This window comes from Pseudomonas sp. GW823-FHT06B06, from assembly GCF_058795195.1.
In genome coordinates this window covers 21,912-36,941 of the sequence record NZ_JBXAHO010000023.1, presented here as the reverse complement: position 1 = coordinate 36,941, position 15,030 = coordinate 21,912, and the positions used below count along the sequence as shown (strand labels likewise).

General features: G+C 58.8%; 16 protein-coding genes and 1 other RNA gene. 11 read left to right on the top strand and 6 right to left on the bottom strand.

The features are described 5' to 3' along the window. Window positions 1-33 precede the first annotated feature (33 nt). Window positions 34-1,128, top strand: a complete 1,095-nt coding sequence (gene zapE / locus AC1Q8Q_RS20505; protein ID WP_020799783.1) for a cell division protein ZapE — start codon at window positions 34-36, stop codon at window positions 1,126-1,128. Window positions 1,129-1,283: 155 nt separating this feature from the next. Here zapE and AC1Q8Q_RS20500 read toward each other — a convergent pair whose 3' ends face one another. Next, complete coding sequence (locus AC1Q8Q_RS20500; protein WP_177326158.1) at window positions 1,284-2,204, bottom strand: GlxA family transcriptional regulator; 921 nt, start codon at window positions 2,202-2,204, stop codon at window positions 1,284-1,286. Window positions 2,205-2,424: 220 nt separating this feature from the next. On the opposite strand from AC1Q8Q_RS20500, the gene AC1Q8Q_RS20495 reads away from it, so the two are divergent. After that, window positions 2,425-3,561 carry an acyl-CoA dehydrogenase family protein gene (locus AC1Q8Q_RS20495; protein ID WP_168758934.1) on the top strand — a complete coding sequence of 379 codons (1,137 nt, stop codon included), beginning with the start codon at window positions 2,425-2,427 and terminating at the stop codon, window positions 3,559-3,561. Between the two features lie 130 nt (window positions 3,562-3,691). Here the strand turns inward: AC1Q8Q_RS20495 and AC1Q8Q_RS20490 are convergent, their stop codons facing one another. Further along, entirely contained in the window at window positions 3,692-4,732 is a 1,041-nt protein-coding gene (locus tag AC1Q8Q_RS20490; protein WP_083349739.1) for an NADP(H)-dependent aldo-keto reductase, read from the bottom strand. Between the two features lie 246 nt (window positions 4,733-4,978). Between AC1Q8Q_RS20490 and rplM the strand changes: the two genes are divergently transcribed. From rplM to AC1Q8Q_RS20455, 7 genes are all read left to right on the top strand, one after another. Continuing rightward, window positions 4,979-5,407, top strand: a complete 429-nt coding sequence (gene rplM / locus AC1Q8Q_RS20485; protein ID WP_003228062.1) for a 50S ribosomal protein L13 — start codon at window positions 4,979-4,981, stop codon at window positions 5,405-5,407. Between the two features lie 14 nt (window positions 5,408-5,421). Further along, window positions 5,422-5,814 (top strand): 30S ribosomal protein S9, encoded by a 393-nt coding sequence (gene rpsI, locus AC1Q8Q_RS20480; RefSeq protein WP_003228056.1) that lies wholly within the window; start codon window positions 5,422-5,424, stop codon window positions 5,812-5,814. A gap of 269 nt (window positions 5,815-6,083) precedes the next feature. Next, window positions 6,084-6,677 (top strand): ubiquinol-cytochrome c reductase iron-sulfur subunit, encoded by a 594-nt coding sequence (gene petA / locus AC1Q8Q_RS20475; RefSeq protein ID WP_008060255.1) that lies wholly within the window; start codon window positions 6,084-6,086, stop codon window positions 6,675-6,677. Next, a complete protein-coding gene (locus tag AC1Q8Q_RS20470) occupies window positions 6,677-7,888 on the top strand; it encodes a cytochrome b (protein WP_007943720.1) in 1,212 nt (403 codons plus the stop codon). The genes petA and AC1Q8Q_RS20470 overlap by 1 nt, the downstream gene beginning before the upstream one ends. Continuing rightward, complete coding sequence (locus AC1Q8Q_RS20465; protein ID WP_020800905.1) at window positions 7,888-8,670, top strand: cytochrome c1; 783 nt, start codon at window positions 7,888-7,890, stop codon at window positions 8,668-8,670. The genes AC1Q8Q_RS20470 and AC1Q8Q_RS20465 overlap by 1 nt, the downstream gene beginning before the upstream one ends. A 155-nt stretch (window positions 8,671-8,825) precedes the next feature. Continuing rightward, entirely contained in the window at window positions 8,826-9,443 is a 618-nt protein-coding gene (locus AC1Q8Q_RS20460) for a glutathione S-transferase N-terminal domain-containing protein (RefSeq protein ID WP_007972581.1), read from the top strand. Between the two features lie 16 nt (window positions 9,444-9,459). After that, window positions 9,460-9,873: a ClpXP protease specificity-enhancing factor gene (locus AC1Q8Q_RS20455; RefSeq protein ID WP_007943725.1), complete on the top strand. Its 414-nt coding sequence runs from the start codon at window positions 9,460-9,462 to the stop codon at window positions 9,871-9,873. A 149-nt stretch (window positions 9,874-10,022) separates the two neighbouring features. Here AC1Q8Q_RS20455 and AC1Q8Q_RS20450 read toward each other — a convergent pair whose 3' ends face one another. The 4 genes from AC1Q8Q_RS20450 to AC1Q8Q_RS20435 form a co-directional block, all read right to left on the bottom strand. Next, the gene (locus tag AC1Q8Q_RS20450; protein ID WP_008147477.1) at window positions 10,023-10,601 is read right to left on the bottom strand and encodes a BON domain-containing protein; all 579 of its coding nucleotides are present in this window, start codon (window positions 10,599-10,601) and stop codon (window positions 10,023-10,025) included. After that, window positions 10,598-11,191 (bottom strand): phosphoheptose isomerase, encoded by a 594-nt coding sequence (locus tag AC1Q8Q_RS20445; RefSeq protein WP_007972584.1) that lies wholly within the window; start codon window positions 11,189-11,191, stop codon window positions 10,598-10,600. Before AC1Q8Q_RS20445 ends, AC1Q8Q_RS20450 begins: the two co-directional genes overlap by 4 nt. A gap of 104 nt (window positions 11,192-11,295) precedes the next feature. Further along, window positions 11,296-11,658, bottom strand: coding sequence for a YraN family protein (locus tag AC1Q8Q_RS20440; RefSeq protein ID WP_020800838.1), 363 nt, complete (start codon window positions 11,656-11,658; stop codon window positions 11,296-11,298). Then, complete coding sequence (locus AC1Q8Q_RS20435; protein ID WP_020800839.1) at window positions 11,658-13,469, bottom strand: penicillin-binding protein activator; 1,812 nt, start codon at window positions 13,467-13,469, stop codon at window positions 11,658-11,660. The genes AC1Q8Q_RS20440 and AC1Q8Q_RS20435 overlap by 1 nt, the downstream gene beginning before the upstream one ends. 208 nt (window positions 13,470-13,677) lie before the next feature. Here AC1Q8Q_RS20435 and rsmI point away from each other — a divergent pair, with 208 nt between their 5' ends. Then, the gene (gene rsmI, locus AC1Q8Q_RS20430; protein WP_042955884.1) at window positions 13,678-14,550 is read left to right on the top strand and encodes a 16S rRNA (cytidine(1402)-2'-O)-methyltransferase; all 873 of its coding nucleotides are present in this window, start codon (window positions 13,678-13,680) and stop codon (window positions 14,548-14,550) included. A gap of 74 nt (window positions 14,551-14,624) precedes the next feature. Continuing rightward, an RNA gene (gene rnpB, locus AC1Q8Q_RS20425) (RNase P RNA component class A) lies at window positions 14,625-14,978 on the top strand. Window positions 14,979-15,030: the final 52 nt, after the last annotated feature.

The window sequence follows — 15,030 nt, the reverse complement described above, 5'->3', positions numbered from 1 at the left end:
GACGGCCCGTTTTTGTTGCCTTGCTAACGAATTATGACGCCCCTAGAACGATATCAAGCTGATCTGAAACGCCCGGAATTCTTCCATGATGCCGCGCAGGAAACTGCCGTGCGTCATCTGCAGCGCCTGTACGACGATCTGGTCGCGGCCGAGCAGAACAAGCCGGGCCTGCTGGGCAAACTGTTTGGCAAGAAGGATCAGGCGCCGGTCAAGGGCCTGTACTTCTGGGGCGGCGTGGGTCGCGGCAAGACTTACCTGGTCGACACCTTCTTCGAAGCGCTGCCGTTCAAGGAAAAGTCCCGGACTCACTTCCACCGCTTCATGAAGCGCGTGCACGAAGAGATGAAGACCCTGGGCGGCGAGAAAAACCCGCTGACCATCATTGCCAAGCGCTTCGCCACCGAAGCCCGGGTGATCTGCTTCGATGAATTCTTCGTCTCCGACATCACCGACGCCATGATCCTCGGCACCTTGATGGAAGAACTGTTCAAGAACGGTGTCACCCTGGTCGCGACGTCGAACATCGTGCCGGACGGCCTGTACAAGGACGGCTTGCAACGCGCGCGCTTCCTGCCGGCCATCGCGCTGATCAAGCAAAACACCGAGATCGTCAACGTCGACAGCGGCGTCGACTATCGCCTGCGTCACCTCGAACAAGCGGAGCTGTTCCACTTCCCGCTCGACGAAGCCTCCCACGAAAGCCTGCGCAAGAGCTTCCGCGCGCTGACGCCGGAATGCACCGCAGCGATCGAAAACGACGTGCTGATGATCGAGAACCGCGAAATTCGTGCCCTTCGCACCTGTGACGACGTGGCGTGGTTCGACTTCCGCGAACTCTGCGACGGCCCGCGCAGCCAGAACGACTACATCGAACTGGGCAAGATCTTCCACGCCGTGTTGCTCAGCGGTGTCGAGCAGATGAGCGTCACGACCGACGACATCGCCCGACGGTTCATCAACATGGTCGACGAATTCTACGATCGCAACGTCAAGCTGATCATTTCTGCCGAAGTCGAACTCAAGGACCTCTACACCGGTGGTCGCCTGAACTTTGAGTTCCAGCGAACCCTGAGTCGCTTGCTCGAAATGCAGTCCCACGAATTCCTGGCCCGGGCGCACAAGCCGTAGGACGATTCGAAAAATAAAAAGGGCCTGCATTTGCAGGCCTTTTTTTATGCGCTGAATATCCCCTGTAGGAGCTGCCGCAGGCTGCGATCTTTTGATCTTAAAAATCAAAAGATCGCAGCCTGCGGCAGCTCAGTGTTTTGCGAATGCCTTGAGGTTCAGGCCGCTTGCTGGAACTGCTGCCGATACTGGTTCGGCGACAACTCCGTGTGTTGGCGGAACAGTCGTGCGAAGAAGCTCGCATCGTCGTAACCAACTTCGTAACTGATGGTCTTGATGCTCTTGCGGCTGCCGGACAGCAAGCCTTTGGCGGTTTCGATGCGCAGGCGCTGCAGGTAATGCAGGGGTTTGTCGCCGGTGGCGGTCTGGAAGCGGCGCATGAAGTTGCGGATGCTCATGCCATGTTCGCGGGCGACGTCTTCGAAACGGAATTTGTCAGCGAAGTGTTCTTCGAGCCAGTGCTGGATCTGCAGGATGATCACGTCCTGATGCAGCTTTTGCCCGCCGAAGCCGATTCTTCCCGGCGAGTAGCTGCGTTGCACCTCATAGAGGATGTCTCGTGCTACGGCCTGGGAAACGTTGGCGCCGCAGAAGCGCTCGATCAGGTAGACGTACAGGTCGCATGCCGAGGTAGTGCCGCCCGCGCAATACAGGTTGTCGGCGTCGGTGAGGTGCTTGTCCTGATTGAGTTGCACCTTCGGGAAGCGTTCTGCAAAGGCATTGAAGAAGCGCCAGTAGGTGGTCGCCTCCTTGCCATCGAGCAGGCCGGCTTCGGCGAGCCAGAACACGCCGGTGGCCTCGCCACAGAGTACAGCGCCGCGCGCATGTTGCTGGCGCAGCCAGGACAGGACCTCGGGATGACGTTTGCTCAGGGTTTCGAAATCGTCCCAGAACGCGGGAATGACGATGATGTCGGCATTTTCCAGGCCGCCGTCCACCGGGATCACTACGTCGCTGAAGGTGTTGACCGGTTTGCCATCGGGGCTGACCAGTCGGGTTTCGAACGCTGGCGTCAGGCCATGGCCCAGTTGTTTGCCGTAACGCAGGCTGGCGAGGTGGAAGAAGTCCTTGGCCTGCATGAGGGTGGAAGCGAAAACCCGGTCAATGGCCAGGATGCTGACGCGCCGCAAGGGCGTGGAGGCTTGGTTAGACATAATTCAACTTTATTCTTATAGGGGAAAGTGGTCACCAGACGGCTGGATCGTCTTATTTTTTGTCGGATGTGTCCAGTGTCCTGTATCGGGCGCCAGGCTTAGTCTCTGAAGGTCCATTCCTTTAAAAACAAAGATAAGGTGCCGCATGATTCCGAGAACCTTGTTCAGCTCCGAGCACGAACTTTTTCGCGACAGTGTGCGAACGTTCCTCGAGAAAGAAGCGGTGCCGTTCCATGGGCAATGGGAAAAACAGGGCTATATCGACCGTCAACTCTGGAACAAGGCGGGGGAGGCGGGGATGTTGTGCTCGCATCTGCCGGAGCAGTACGGCGGGTTGGGGGCGGACTTTCTATACAGCGCGGTGGTTATCGAAGAGATAGGGCGCCTCGGATTGACCGGTATCGGTTTTTCCCTGCATTCGGACATCGTTGCGCCCTATATCCTGCATTACGGCAGTGAAACGTTGAAACACAAATACCTGCCCAAACTGGTTTCCGGGGAGATGGTCAGTGCCATTGCGATGACCGAGCCGGGTGCGGGCTCCGACTTGCAAGGCGTGAAGACCACTGCCGTGCTGGACGGCGACGAGTATGTAATCAACGGCTCGAAGACGTTCATCACCAACGGTTTCCTCGCCGACCTGGTGATCGTCGTGGCCAAGACTGATCCCAAGGCGGGCGCGAAGGGCACCAGTCTGTTTCTGGTGGAAGCCAATACGCCGGGTTTCGACAAGGGCAAGCGGCTGGAAAAGGTCGGAATGAAGGCCCAGGACACCTCGGAGCTGTTTTTCCAGGACGTGCGAGTGCCCAGGGAAAACCTGCTGGGCCAGGCCGGGATGGGGTTCGCCTATCTGATGCAGGAACTGCCGCAGGAGCGCCTCACCGTGGCCATCGGCGGGCTGGCTTCGGCTGAAGCGGCGTTGCAATGGACCCTGGAGTACACCCGAGAGCGCAAAGCCTTCGGCCAGGCGATTGCCGACTTCCAGAACACTCGTTTCAAACTCGCCGAGATGGCGACCGAGATTCAGATCGGCCGGGTCTTTGTCGACCGCTGCCTGGAGTTGCACCTGCAAGGCAAGCTCGACGTACCGACGGCGGCGATGGCGAAGTATTGGGGCACGGACCTGCAGTGCAAGGTGCTCGACGAGTGCGTGCAATTGCATGGCGGTTACGGGTTCATGTGGGAATACCCGATCGCCCGGGCGTGGGCGGATGCGCGGGTGCAGCGGATCTATGCCGGGACCAATGAAATCATGAAGGAGATTATTGCGCGGTCGCTTTGATCTTGCGGCGACTGCTAGGGCGCCATCGCGGGCAAGCCCGCTCCCACAGGTTTTGAGCTGTACACAGCATTTGTGAACACCCTGCTCACTGTGGGAGCGGGCTTGCCCGCGATGGCGATTTATTGATCAATCAAGGGGCGGGATTCGGATGATCCTTGTGGATCGCCTCGATCCCTTCCAGCACTTCATCCGACAACTTCAGATCAAAACTGGCAATGTTGCTGTCCAGTTGCTCCAGTGTCGTGGCGCCAATGATGTTGCTGGTCACGAACGGCTGTTGCGTGACGAATGCCAGGGCCATTTGCGCCGGGTCCAGGCCGTGCTCGCGGGCCAGTGCAACGTAGCGGCTGCAGGCCGCTTCCGACTGCGGGTTGAAATACCGACTGAAGCGGCTGTAGAGGCTCAGCCGACCTTTTGGCGGGCGGGCCCCACCTTCGTACTTGCCTGACAGGAAACCGAATGCCAGCGGCGAATAGGCGAGCAGGCCGCATTGTTCGCGGATGGCGATTTCCGCCAGGCCGACCTCGAAACTGCGGTTGAGCAGGTTGTACGGGTTCTGGATCGACACCGCGCGCGGCCAGCCACGGGCTTCGGCCAGGGCCAGGAAGCGCATGGTGCCCCACGGCGTTTCGTTGGACAGGCCGATATGGCGGATCTTGCCGGCCTTGACCTGTTCGTCCAGCGCTTCGAGGGTGTCTTCAAGGGGGGTCAGGTTGGCTTCGATCTTGTGCTTGTAGCCCAATTGGCCGAAGAAGTTGGTGCTGCGCTCCGGCCAGTGCAACTGGTACAGGTCGATATAATCGGTTTGCAGGCGCTGGAGGCTGGCGTCCACGGCTTCGGTGATGTGCTGGCGATTGTGGCGCAGGTTCTTGTCGCGGATGTAGTCGATGGTATTGCCGGGGCCGGCGATCTTGCTGGCGAGGATCCAGTCGCTGCGATCGCCACGGCTCTTGAAGTAATTGCCGATGTAGCGTTCGGTGCTGGCATAGGTTTCGGCCTTGGGCGGCACCGGGTACATTTCAGCGGTATCGATGAAGTTGATCCCGGCGTCCTTGGCTCGCTCGATCTGGGCGAAGGCGTCTGCCTCGCTGTTTTGCTCGCCCCAGGTCATGGTTCCGAGGCAGATTGCGCTCACGTTCAGGTTGGTTCGGCCTAGCTGGCGATACTCCATCGGGTAGCTCCTTGGGCAAAACAATCATAAAAGCAGGTTGAATTATTTTTCGCAATCTGCATAATTGCGCACCTCTTTCTGCAGTGGAAGTGATGCGCCGCCGCCGAAGAATCTTGCCGTTGAACGGACGCGCCGACCCGAGCCCCCGAAAGCGTCTGTATCCGGCTGCCTTTGACTTGTCAAAGTACGCACTATTCAGTAAGATCCGCCGTCTAATTTACAGGGCGGCCCCTGAGGCTATAAAGAATGAAAACTTTTACTGCTAAACCGGAAACAGTAAAGCGCGACTGGTTTGTCGTCGACGCTGCTGGTCAGACCCTGGGTCGTCTGGCCACCGAAATCGCGAGCCGTCTGCGTGGCAAGCACAAGCCTGAGTACACTCCTCACGTTGACACCGGCGACTACATCGTCGTAATCAACGCCGAGCAGATCCGTGTTACCGGCGCTAAAACCACTGACAAAATGTACTACTCCCACTCCGGTTTCCCGGGCGGCATCAAGTCGATCAACTTTGAAAAGCTGATCGCCAAGGCCCCTGAGCGCGTGATCGAGACCGCGGTCAAAGGCATGCTGCCTAAGAACCCGCTGGGTCGCGACATGTACCGTAAGCTGAAAGTCTATGCGGGCGCTGCACACCCTCATACTGCTCAGCAGCCCCAAGAACTGAAGATTTAACGGAATAGTTCATTATGTCGGCGACTCAAAATTACGGCACTGGCCGTCGCAAGACCGCAACCGCACGCGTTTTCCTGCGTCCGGGTACTGGTAACATCTCCATCAACAATCGTTCGCTGGATAATTTCTTCGGCCGCGAAACTGCCCGCATGGTAGTTCGTCAGCCGCTGGAATTGACTGAGACTGTCGAGAAGTTCGACATCTACGTCACCGTGATCGGCGGTGGTGTGAGTGGTCAAGCTGGCGCAATCCGCCACGGCATCACCCGCGCTCTGATGGACTACGACGAGACTCTGCGCAGCGCCCTGCGTAAAGCCGGCTTCGTAACCCGCGATGCACGTGAAGTTGAACGTAAGAAAGTTGGTCTGCGTAAAGCGCGTAAGCGTCCGCAGTACTCGAAGCGTTAATTCGCTTCCACGTTCAAAAAAGAACGCCCAGTTTCCTCACGGAGCTGGGCGTTTTTTTGTGCGTGTAATTTTCTTGAAGAATTGCGCTGTGACAACTTGCCACATCAGCAGAGGCCCTATACTACAAGGCTTGGCAGTGGTGCCCCAGGGTAATTACCTTGTCAGAATTGGGGCTTTTCATTACCATTCGGCAAAATTTTTATAAGTACAGAGTTTTACTTAGTAGATGCCTGATTTAACAGGCCACAAAGCTGATGGGAGAGGACTGAATGAGCAATGACGGCGTGAATGCAGGCCGGCGTCGCTTCTTGGTAGCAGCCACATCCGTGGTGGGTGCTGCAGGAGCGGTGGGGGCTGCGGTCCCGTTCGTGGGGTCATGGTTTCCCAGTGCCAAGGCGAAAGCCGCAGGTGCACCGGTGAAGGTGAATGTCAGCAAGATCGAGCCAGGCCAGCAGATGATTGCTGAGTGGCGCGGCCAGCCGGTGTTCATCGTCCGCCGTACCGAGGAAATCCTGGGGAATCTGAAAAAGATCGAGGGCCAGCTTTCTGACCCGACCTCCAAGAACTCGACACAACCGACCTATGTCGACCCCGAAACGCGGTCGATCAAGCCTGAAGTTTTGCTGCTGATCGGCATCTGCACGCACCTGGGCTGCTCGCCGACCTTCCGTCCCGAAGTCGCTCCCGCGGACTTGGGCAAGGACTGGGTAGGTGGCTATTTCTGTCCTTGCCACGGCTCCCACTACGACCTGGCTGGCCGCGTCTACAAGTCGCAACCTGCGCCTTTGAACCTGCCAGTTCCCCCGCATTCCTATGAGACCGATGACATCATTGTCGTTGGCGTCGATACGGAGAAAGCGTGATGAGCAAGTTCATGGATTGGGTTGATGCGCGCTTTCCCGCGACCAAAATGTGGGAAGACCATCTCAGCAAGTACTACGCCCCGAAGAACTTCAACTTCTTCTATTTCTTTGGCTCCCTGGCACTGCTCGTTCTGGTCAACCAGATCGTGACCGGTGTCTGGCTGACCATGAGCTACACCCCGTCGGCGGAAGAGGCCTTTGCTTCCGTCGAGTACATCATGCGCGACGTCGAGTACGGCTCGATCCTGCGTCTGCTGCACTCCACCGGCGCCTCGGCGTTCTTCATCGTGGTCTATCTGCACATGTTCCGTGGTTTGCTCTACGGCTCGTACCAGAAGCCGCGTGAGCTGGTGTGGGTCTTCGGCATGCTGATCTACCTGGCGCTGATGGCTGAAGCCTTCATGGGTTACCTGCTGCCGTGGGGCCAGATGTCCTACTGGGGTGCCCAGGTGATCATCTCGCTGTTCGGTGCGATCCCGGTCATCGGCAACGACCTGACCCAGTGGATTCGTGGTGACTACCTGATTTCCGGCATCACCCTGAACCGCTTCTTCGCCTTGCATGTGGTGGCGCTGCCCATCGTTATTCTCGGCCTGGTAGTGCTGCACGTCCTGGCGTTGCACGAAGTCGGTTCGAACAACCCGGATGGCGTGGACATCAAGAAATACAAAGACGAAAACGGCGTACCGCTGGACGGCATTGCCTTCCACCCGTACTACACCGTGAAAGATATCGTCGGCGTGGTGGTGTTCCTGTTCATCTTCTGTTCGATCGTGTTCTTCTTCCCGGAAATGGGCGGCTATTTCCTCGAGAAGCCGAACTTTGAAGTGGCGAACGCCTTCAAGACCCCAGAGCACATCGCTCCGGTCTGGTACTTCACGCCGTTCTACGCGATCTTGCGTGCGGTTCCGGACAAGCTCCTGGGTGTGATCGCCATGGGTGCGGCCATCGCCGTGCTGTTCGTCCTGCCGTGGCTGGACCGTAGTCCGGTCAAGTCGATGCGCTACAAGGGCTGGCTGAGCAAGATCTGGCTCTGGGTGTTCTGCATTTCGTTCGTGATCCTGGGTGTGCTGGGTGTCCTGGCGCCGACTCCGGGCCGTACGTTGCTGTCGCAGGTATGTACCTTCCTGTACTTCGCCTACTTCATCCTGATGCCGTTCTATACCAGGCTCGAGAAGACCAAACCGGTTCCGGAAAGGGTGACTGGCTGATGAAAAAACTATTTGCTGTACTGATTCTTGCGGCGATGCCTGTACTGTCTTTCGCATCGACATCGAGTGGCCCGGAGCTGGAAAAGGTCGATATCGACGTTTCCGACAAGGCTGCCATGCAGGATGGCGCACGTACGTTCGCCAACTATTGCATGGGCTGCCACAGCGCCAAGTTCCAGCGTTATGAGCGTGTTGCCGATGACCTCGGCATCCCCCATGAGCTGATGCTCGACAAGCTGGTGTTCACCGGCGCCAAGATCGGCGATCACATGAACATCGGCATGCAGCCAGCTGACGCCAAGGCCTGGTTCGGTGCGGCACCGCCTGACCTGACCCTGGTCGCTCGTGTGCGTGGTACCGACTGGCTCTACAACTACCTGAAGTCGTTCTATGAAGATCCGTCGCGCCCGTGGGGTGTGAACAACAAGGTCTTCCCGAACGTGGGCATGCCTAACGTGCTGGTCGGCCTGCAGGGGCGCCAGGTTGTCGGTTGCAAACAGGTTCAGATCGTCGAGGACGGCAAGAAGCAATATGATCCGCTGACCGGTACGGCGCTGACTCATGAAGCGTGCGATCAGCTGACCATTGTGCCGAAGAGTGGTGCCCTGACCGAAGAGCAGTTCGATGAGAAGGTCAAGAATCTGGTAACCTTCCTGGCTTACTCGGCTAACCCGGTTAAGCTGCAACATCAGCGCATCGGTACGTACGTATTGCTGTACCTGGCGTTCTTCTTCGTATTCGCTTACTTGCTCAAGCGCGAATACTGGAAAGATGTGCACTGATAAAGCTTCAAGCAATTGCTGTTAATCGCGCGCGCCCAAGGGCGCCTCTGAAAGGGTAACGAGCCTGGTGAGCCAGGTACTGCGTTACGGGAGGCGCCCTCTGGGCGCGCTCGTTTTTCCGCTTCCGATCATTTCAACAAGCGAGGAGGATCGCCATGGGCGTGACCAATCGGTTGGCCTGTTACTCCGACCCCGCCGACCACTATTCCCACCGAGTGCGAATCGTACTGGCAGAGAAAGGTGTCAGCGCCGAGATCATTTATGTGGAGGCTGGTCGCCAGCCGCCTAAACTGATCGAAGTGAACCCTTACGGCAGCTTGCCGACGCTGGTCGATCGTGACCTGGCGCTGTGGGAATCTACGGTGGTGATGGAATATCTGGATGAGCGTTACCCACATCCGCCGCTGTTGCCGGTCTATCCGGTGGCGCGCGCCAACAGTCGTTTGCTGATTCATCGTATTCAGCGTGACTGGTGTGGTCTGGTGGATCTGATCCTGGATTCGCGGACCAAGGAAGCGGCGCGTGCAGTGGCGCGTAAAGAGTTGCGCGAGAGCCTGACAGGCGTTTCGCCGCTGTTTGCCGACAAGCCATTTTTCCTCAGTGAGGAACAAAGCCTGGTGGATTGCTGCCTATTGCCAATACTCTGGCGATTGCCGATTCTGGGTATAGAACTGCCGCGGCCAGCCAAGCCGCTGCTTGATTATATGGAGCGCCAGTTTGCGCGTGAGGCTTTCCAGGCGAGTCTGTCTGGTGTCGAACGCGACATGCGCTAAGGCTTAAGGAGCCGATATGAACTCCAGTCGACCTTATCTGGTCCGCGCGCTCTACGAGTGGATTGTTGATAACGATTGTACCCCGCACATGCTGGTTAATTCCGAGTATCCCTCGGTGCAGGTGCCGCAAGGCTTTGCCAGTGATGGCCAGATCGTCCTGAACGTATCGCCACAGGCCGTGCGTCATTTGCACATGGACAACGAGGCGGTGAGCTTCGAAGGCCGCTTTGGTGGGGTGCCGCATACCCTGTACGTGCCTATCGCATCGATCCTGGGCATCTACGCCCGGGAGAATGGCCAGGGCATGGTGTTCGATCTGGAGTCGCCCATGGAGGACGAGGAAGAGATCGAGCCGGATGATGATATTCCGCCTCCGGACAGCGAGCCACCGCGACCCAGCGGGCGGCCAAGTTTGAAGGTGGTGAAGTAATAAAAAAGGCGATCCGAAAGGATCGCCTTTTTTATTACTTCACCACCTTCAAGCGTAGAAGCTGTCGAGTGAAACGAGGCTGCGATCTTTTGATTTTGTCTTTTAAGATCAAAAGATCGCAGCCTGCGGCAGTTCCTACAGGAGTGGGGTCAGTCGATGTACTCAAACAGCTTCACAATCTTCTGCACACCGGAAACCCCTTGCACCAGGTTCGTCGCCTGGGCGGCTTCCTGCTTGGTCAGCAAGCCCAGCAGGTAAACGATGCCGTTCTCGGTGACCACCTTGATGCGCGAGCCGGGGATGTTCGGATCGGTGAGCATCTGGGTCTTGATCTTGGAGGTCAGCCAGGTGTCGTTCTGGCGGGCAAGGAAGCCAGAGGGTGGCAGGACCTGCAGTTCGTTGTGGACCGTCTTCACCCGCTGGACGGCGGCAGCGGCCTGTTCGGCCTTGGCCTTGAGGTCGGCACGCGGGGTTTGCCCGGCGAGCAGCACGACGCCGTTGAAGCTGGTGACGACAATGTGCGAATCGTTGTCCAGGGCCGGATCGGCCTTGGCGATGTTGACGCCGACCTTGGTGTCGATCAATGAGTCGTCGATCTTGCTGCCGAAAGTGCGGGTGCCGCGATCATCTTCAATCGGCGCTTCACGGCTGGCATTAACCACCGAGGTGCAGCCGCTGATGCCGAGGCACAGGGTCAGGGCCAGTAGGCCGAGGCGATTAGGGGTCATTCTTCACTCCCGAACAGTTGGCTGTCGATCAAGTCGCAAAGGCAGTGGATCGCCAGCAGGTGGACTTCCTGGATACGTGCGGTAACGTTGGCCGGTACGCGAATCTCTACGTCCTCAGGCAAAAGCAGCGACGCCATGCCGCCGCCATCGCGACCGGTCAATGCTACGACAATCATTTCGCGATCATGTGCGGCCTGGATCGCTTGAATTATGTTTGCCGAGTTGCCGCTGGTGGAAATTGCCAGCAGCACATCGCCCGGCTGGCCAAGAGCACGGATCTGTTTGGAGAAAATTTCGTTGTAGCTGTAGTCGTTGGCGATCGAGGTGATCGTCGAGCTGTCCGTCGTCAGCGCAATGGCTGGCAGGCTCGGGCGTTCGCGCTCGAAGCGGTTGAGCAGCTCGGACGAAAAGTGTTGGGCGTCGCCAGCGGAACCACCATTGCCGCAGGAAAGCATCTTCCCCTCGTTGAGCAAGGCGTTGACCATCACCTGGCTGGCTTGCTCGATGTGCGGTGCAAGTACTTCCATCGCCTGTTGCTTGGTGTCGATACTGGCCTGAAAAAGCTGGCGAATTCGGGATTGCATGTCCATCTGTGTGACCTTAATGAGCGCGGCTGTCCGGCACGTGAATGTGCAGCCCGCAAAGCAAAGAGCAAAAGTGTTGAGTGGTAGTGTCCGGTTCGGGGCGTAGGCAATCAGCTGTCGAAGGCATTTTGCAACCAGTTCAACTGATCGAGGTTGCTGTCGATCGCAACCACGTCGAAGCGGCAAGGGGAGTTTGCCCAGCGCGACTCTCGCTGGAGAAAATACTGCGCGGCAAAAATCAGTTTTTGCCGTTTGCGCTCATCGATGCTATCGAGCGCGCCACCCCATTGAGTGTTCTTTCTGTAGCGAACTTCAACGAATACTACTGTATCGCCCTCCAGCATGACCAGATCAAGCTCGCCGCGTTTACACAACCAGTTCTGCGCCAGTAGCTGCAGGCCGTGTTGCTGAAGATGCTCGAGCGCATGGCGCTCGGCATCTTTACCGCATTGCTGGCGAGACCTTTCAGGCATCAGCGCGGGGTGTTCGGCAAGCGTTGCACCTGACCATTGACGAACTCCGCCCATGGCAACTCACGCACCACTCGCTGGTTCTGGGTCATGCTCAGGCTGCCCGATTGACCTTCGATGCGGCTGTCCGGCAGGGCCTTGAGCTGGCCCAGGCGTGGCGCCAGGCGATAGGCGTCCACGCCCATGGCGTACAGGCGACCCAGGCTGCCGGCCGCTTGCGGCCATTGCGCGGTGACCTGGCGACGCAGAGGGTCATTGGCGTCCAGCAGCCATGGGGTTTCGCAAAAGCGCACGCCATTCATGTCGTTGTACTGGTTGACGTCACCGCTGGCGCTGAAGACGTGGGACGTGGCGTAGACCGGAACGTCACCCGCGTACTGGAAGTTCAAGGTCGGCTTGATCTGCTGCGCCTGTTGGGGCGTTGCGGCGAGGAAAATGAACTCGATGTCCTGGCGACGCGACGGCTGGGCGGCTACCTGCGAGCCAACAGTGGATTGCAAGCTCTTGGCGCGACCTTCACTCTGGCGCAGCTGGAACATGTCGGCAATCTGCTGGGCCAGTTGTACCGGCTGGTCGACACGCTCGGTGGCGACGATGCTGCCACCATTGGCTTGCCAGTCCTGGCTGAACGCCTTGAGTACGCGGTCGCCCCACTCGCCCTTGGGGACCATGATGGCGGCGCGATGCAAGCCATCGGCGCGAGCGCGGCGCGATACTTCGCGGGCTTCGTCTTCAGCGGCCAGGCCGAACTGGAACAGCTGGGCGGGTCCTTGTGCGCCTTCGCTGTAGTTCAGCGCCAACGTGGTGATAGGCAGTTGTGGTCGGGCGCTGAGCTGTTTGACCAGTGGTTTTTCCAGCGGGCCTACCACCAGTTGCACGCCATCGGCCTGGGCCTTGCGATAGAACTCGTCGAGCGAGGTCAGGCGCGAGCTGTCATAGAACTCGATGGCTGGCGGTTTCTGCCCGGCTTGTTGTGCCTGGTAGTGGGCGGCCATGAAGCCTTCGCGCAATGCTTTGCCAACCGATGCCAGCGGGCCGTCCTGCGGCAGGAGCAGGGCGATCTTGCTCAGGGGCTGGCTGGCCAGGTCCTTGAGGTTGGTCAGCGGCAGTGGAAGCTGTTTGGCGGCCGGGTGTTTCGGATTCTGGGCGCGCCAGTTGTCGATCGCCGCCTGCTGCTGCTCCAGGGTGCCGGCAGATTTCACTGCCAGCGCCAGGGCCATCCAGCCGCCAAGATCGTCGGTGGTGGTTGGCTGCAATTGGTCGGTCGGCAGCGAAGCGATCAAGACCCAGATCGCCTCGTGGTTCTTGCTGGCGGCTTCACCGCTGAGCAGTGGGGCGATGAAGATGCGTTCCCGTGCGGCGGCGAGGGTTTGGCCATCGGCTTCAAGGGCGCGGGCGCGAACGGTGCCGGTGCGCACCTGTTGCTCTTCCGGCATTTCACCGAGGCGCTGCAGGCTTGGATGGCTCAAGGCGGTTAGCGCGGCTTTCGGTTGGTTGCGCGTCATGGCCAGTTCGGCCGCCAGGGTGTTGGCGAAGATCTGCTGGCCCGGCTTGAGTGTTTCCACTGGGACCTGTTGCAGGATCTGCGCGGACTGGCCGGCATTGCCCTGGCGATAGGCCAGGTCGGCTGCGCTCAGGCGCAGCAGCGCCGCGTCTTCCGGCGATTTGCTTTGGGTGGCCTTTTCGAGCAGTTGCTCGATGCTGGCATCCGGGGTCCGTGGAAGTTCGCCAAGGCTGGAGGAGGGCGAGCTGGCGCAAGCCGCCAGCAAGGCAGCGAGGCATAGGGCAGAGAACAGCCGCAGGCAAGCGATCATGTAGTGTTCCTGATACTCGATCAAATTAGCGTGGAATTGTACCCAAGCACTGGCCGGGGCGCGATGTCGGTCGTGCGAATCGACCAATTTAGCGGGTGTAAATGTTGCTGTGCGCCACAAAAGGCCGCAAAAGCGGGTGTCGCTTGCCCGTATCGCGAGCGTCGCTACGCGTTACAATGGCCGTTTTACCGATCATGAGGTGTGCGCTTTGACTGCTCCAGGTGCTTTGAATTCCGCTGCTGGCTCGCTCTATGTGGTGGCGACGCCCATCGGCAACCTGGACGATATCAGTGCCCGGGCGCTGAAGATTCTGCGTGAGGTCGCCTTGATTGCCGCCGAGGACACCCGTCACTCCCAGCGCCTGATGCAGCATTTCGGCATTCCCACGCCCCTGGCTGCCTGTCATGAGCATAACGAGCGTGATGAAGGTAGCCGCTTTATTACCCGCTTGCTCGCGGGTGACGATGTCGCATTGATTTCCGATGCCGGCACGCCGCTGATTTCCGATCCTGGCTATCACCTGGTTCGTCAGGCGCGTGCGGCGGGTATCAACGTGGTGCCGGTGCCGGGGGCTTGTGCGTTGATTGCGGCGCTGTCGGCGGCGGGTTTGCCGTCGGACCGCTTCATCTTCGAAGGCTTCCTGCCGGCCAAGGCAGTGGGGCGTCGTGCGCGCCTGGAGCTCATCAAGGAGGAATCGCGCACGCTGATTTTCTATGAGGCGCCGCACCGTATCCTCGAATGCCTGCAGGACATGGAACAGGTGTTCGGTGCCGAACGCCCGGCTTTGCTGGCGCGGGAGTTGACCAAGACGTTCGAAACGCTCAAGGGCTTGCCGCTCGCCCAGTTACGCGAGTTCGTCGAGTCGGACAGTAATCAGCAGCGGGGTGAGTGCGTGGTGCTGGTGGCGGGGTGGACGGCTCCCGAGGAAGAAGGCGCTGTCAGCAGTGAGGCGATGCGGATCCTCGATCTGTTGCTTGAAGAGATGCCGCTCAAGCGTGCAGCGGCGTTGGCCGCGCAAATTACCGGCGAGCGCAAGAATGTTCTCTATCAGGTCGCGCTGGATAAACAGAAAGGCGAGTAAAACCGACGCGCTGGCGTGGCCGGAGGCGTTTATCACTTGTTCTTCGGTCGCTCTGCCGTTAACCTTCGCGGCGGAGAGTCGATCGGACAGTCGCTGCCCTCTATGAAAATTAGGGGGGGGAGGAAAGTCCGGGCTCCATAGGGCGAAGTGCCAGGTAATGCCTGGGAGGCGTGAGCCTACGGAAAGTGCCACAGAAAATAACCGCCTAAGCGCTTCGGCGCCGGTAAGGGTGAAAAGGTGCGGTAAGAGCGCACCGCACGTCTGGCAACAGTTCGTGGCTAGGTAAACCCCACTTGGAGCAAGACCAAATAGGGTCCCAAGGCGTGGCCCGCGCTGGGACCGGGTAGGTTGCTAAAGGTGTCCAGTGATGGCCATCGTAGACGAATGACTGTTCAAGACAGAACCCGGCTTACAGATCGACTCTCCACCTTTTTTCTCCCCTCTGCTTAACTCATTGAGCAGGGGCCTGATGATGGCAAT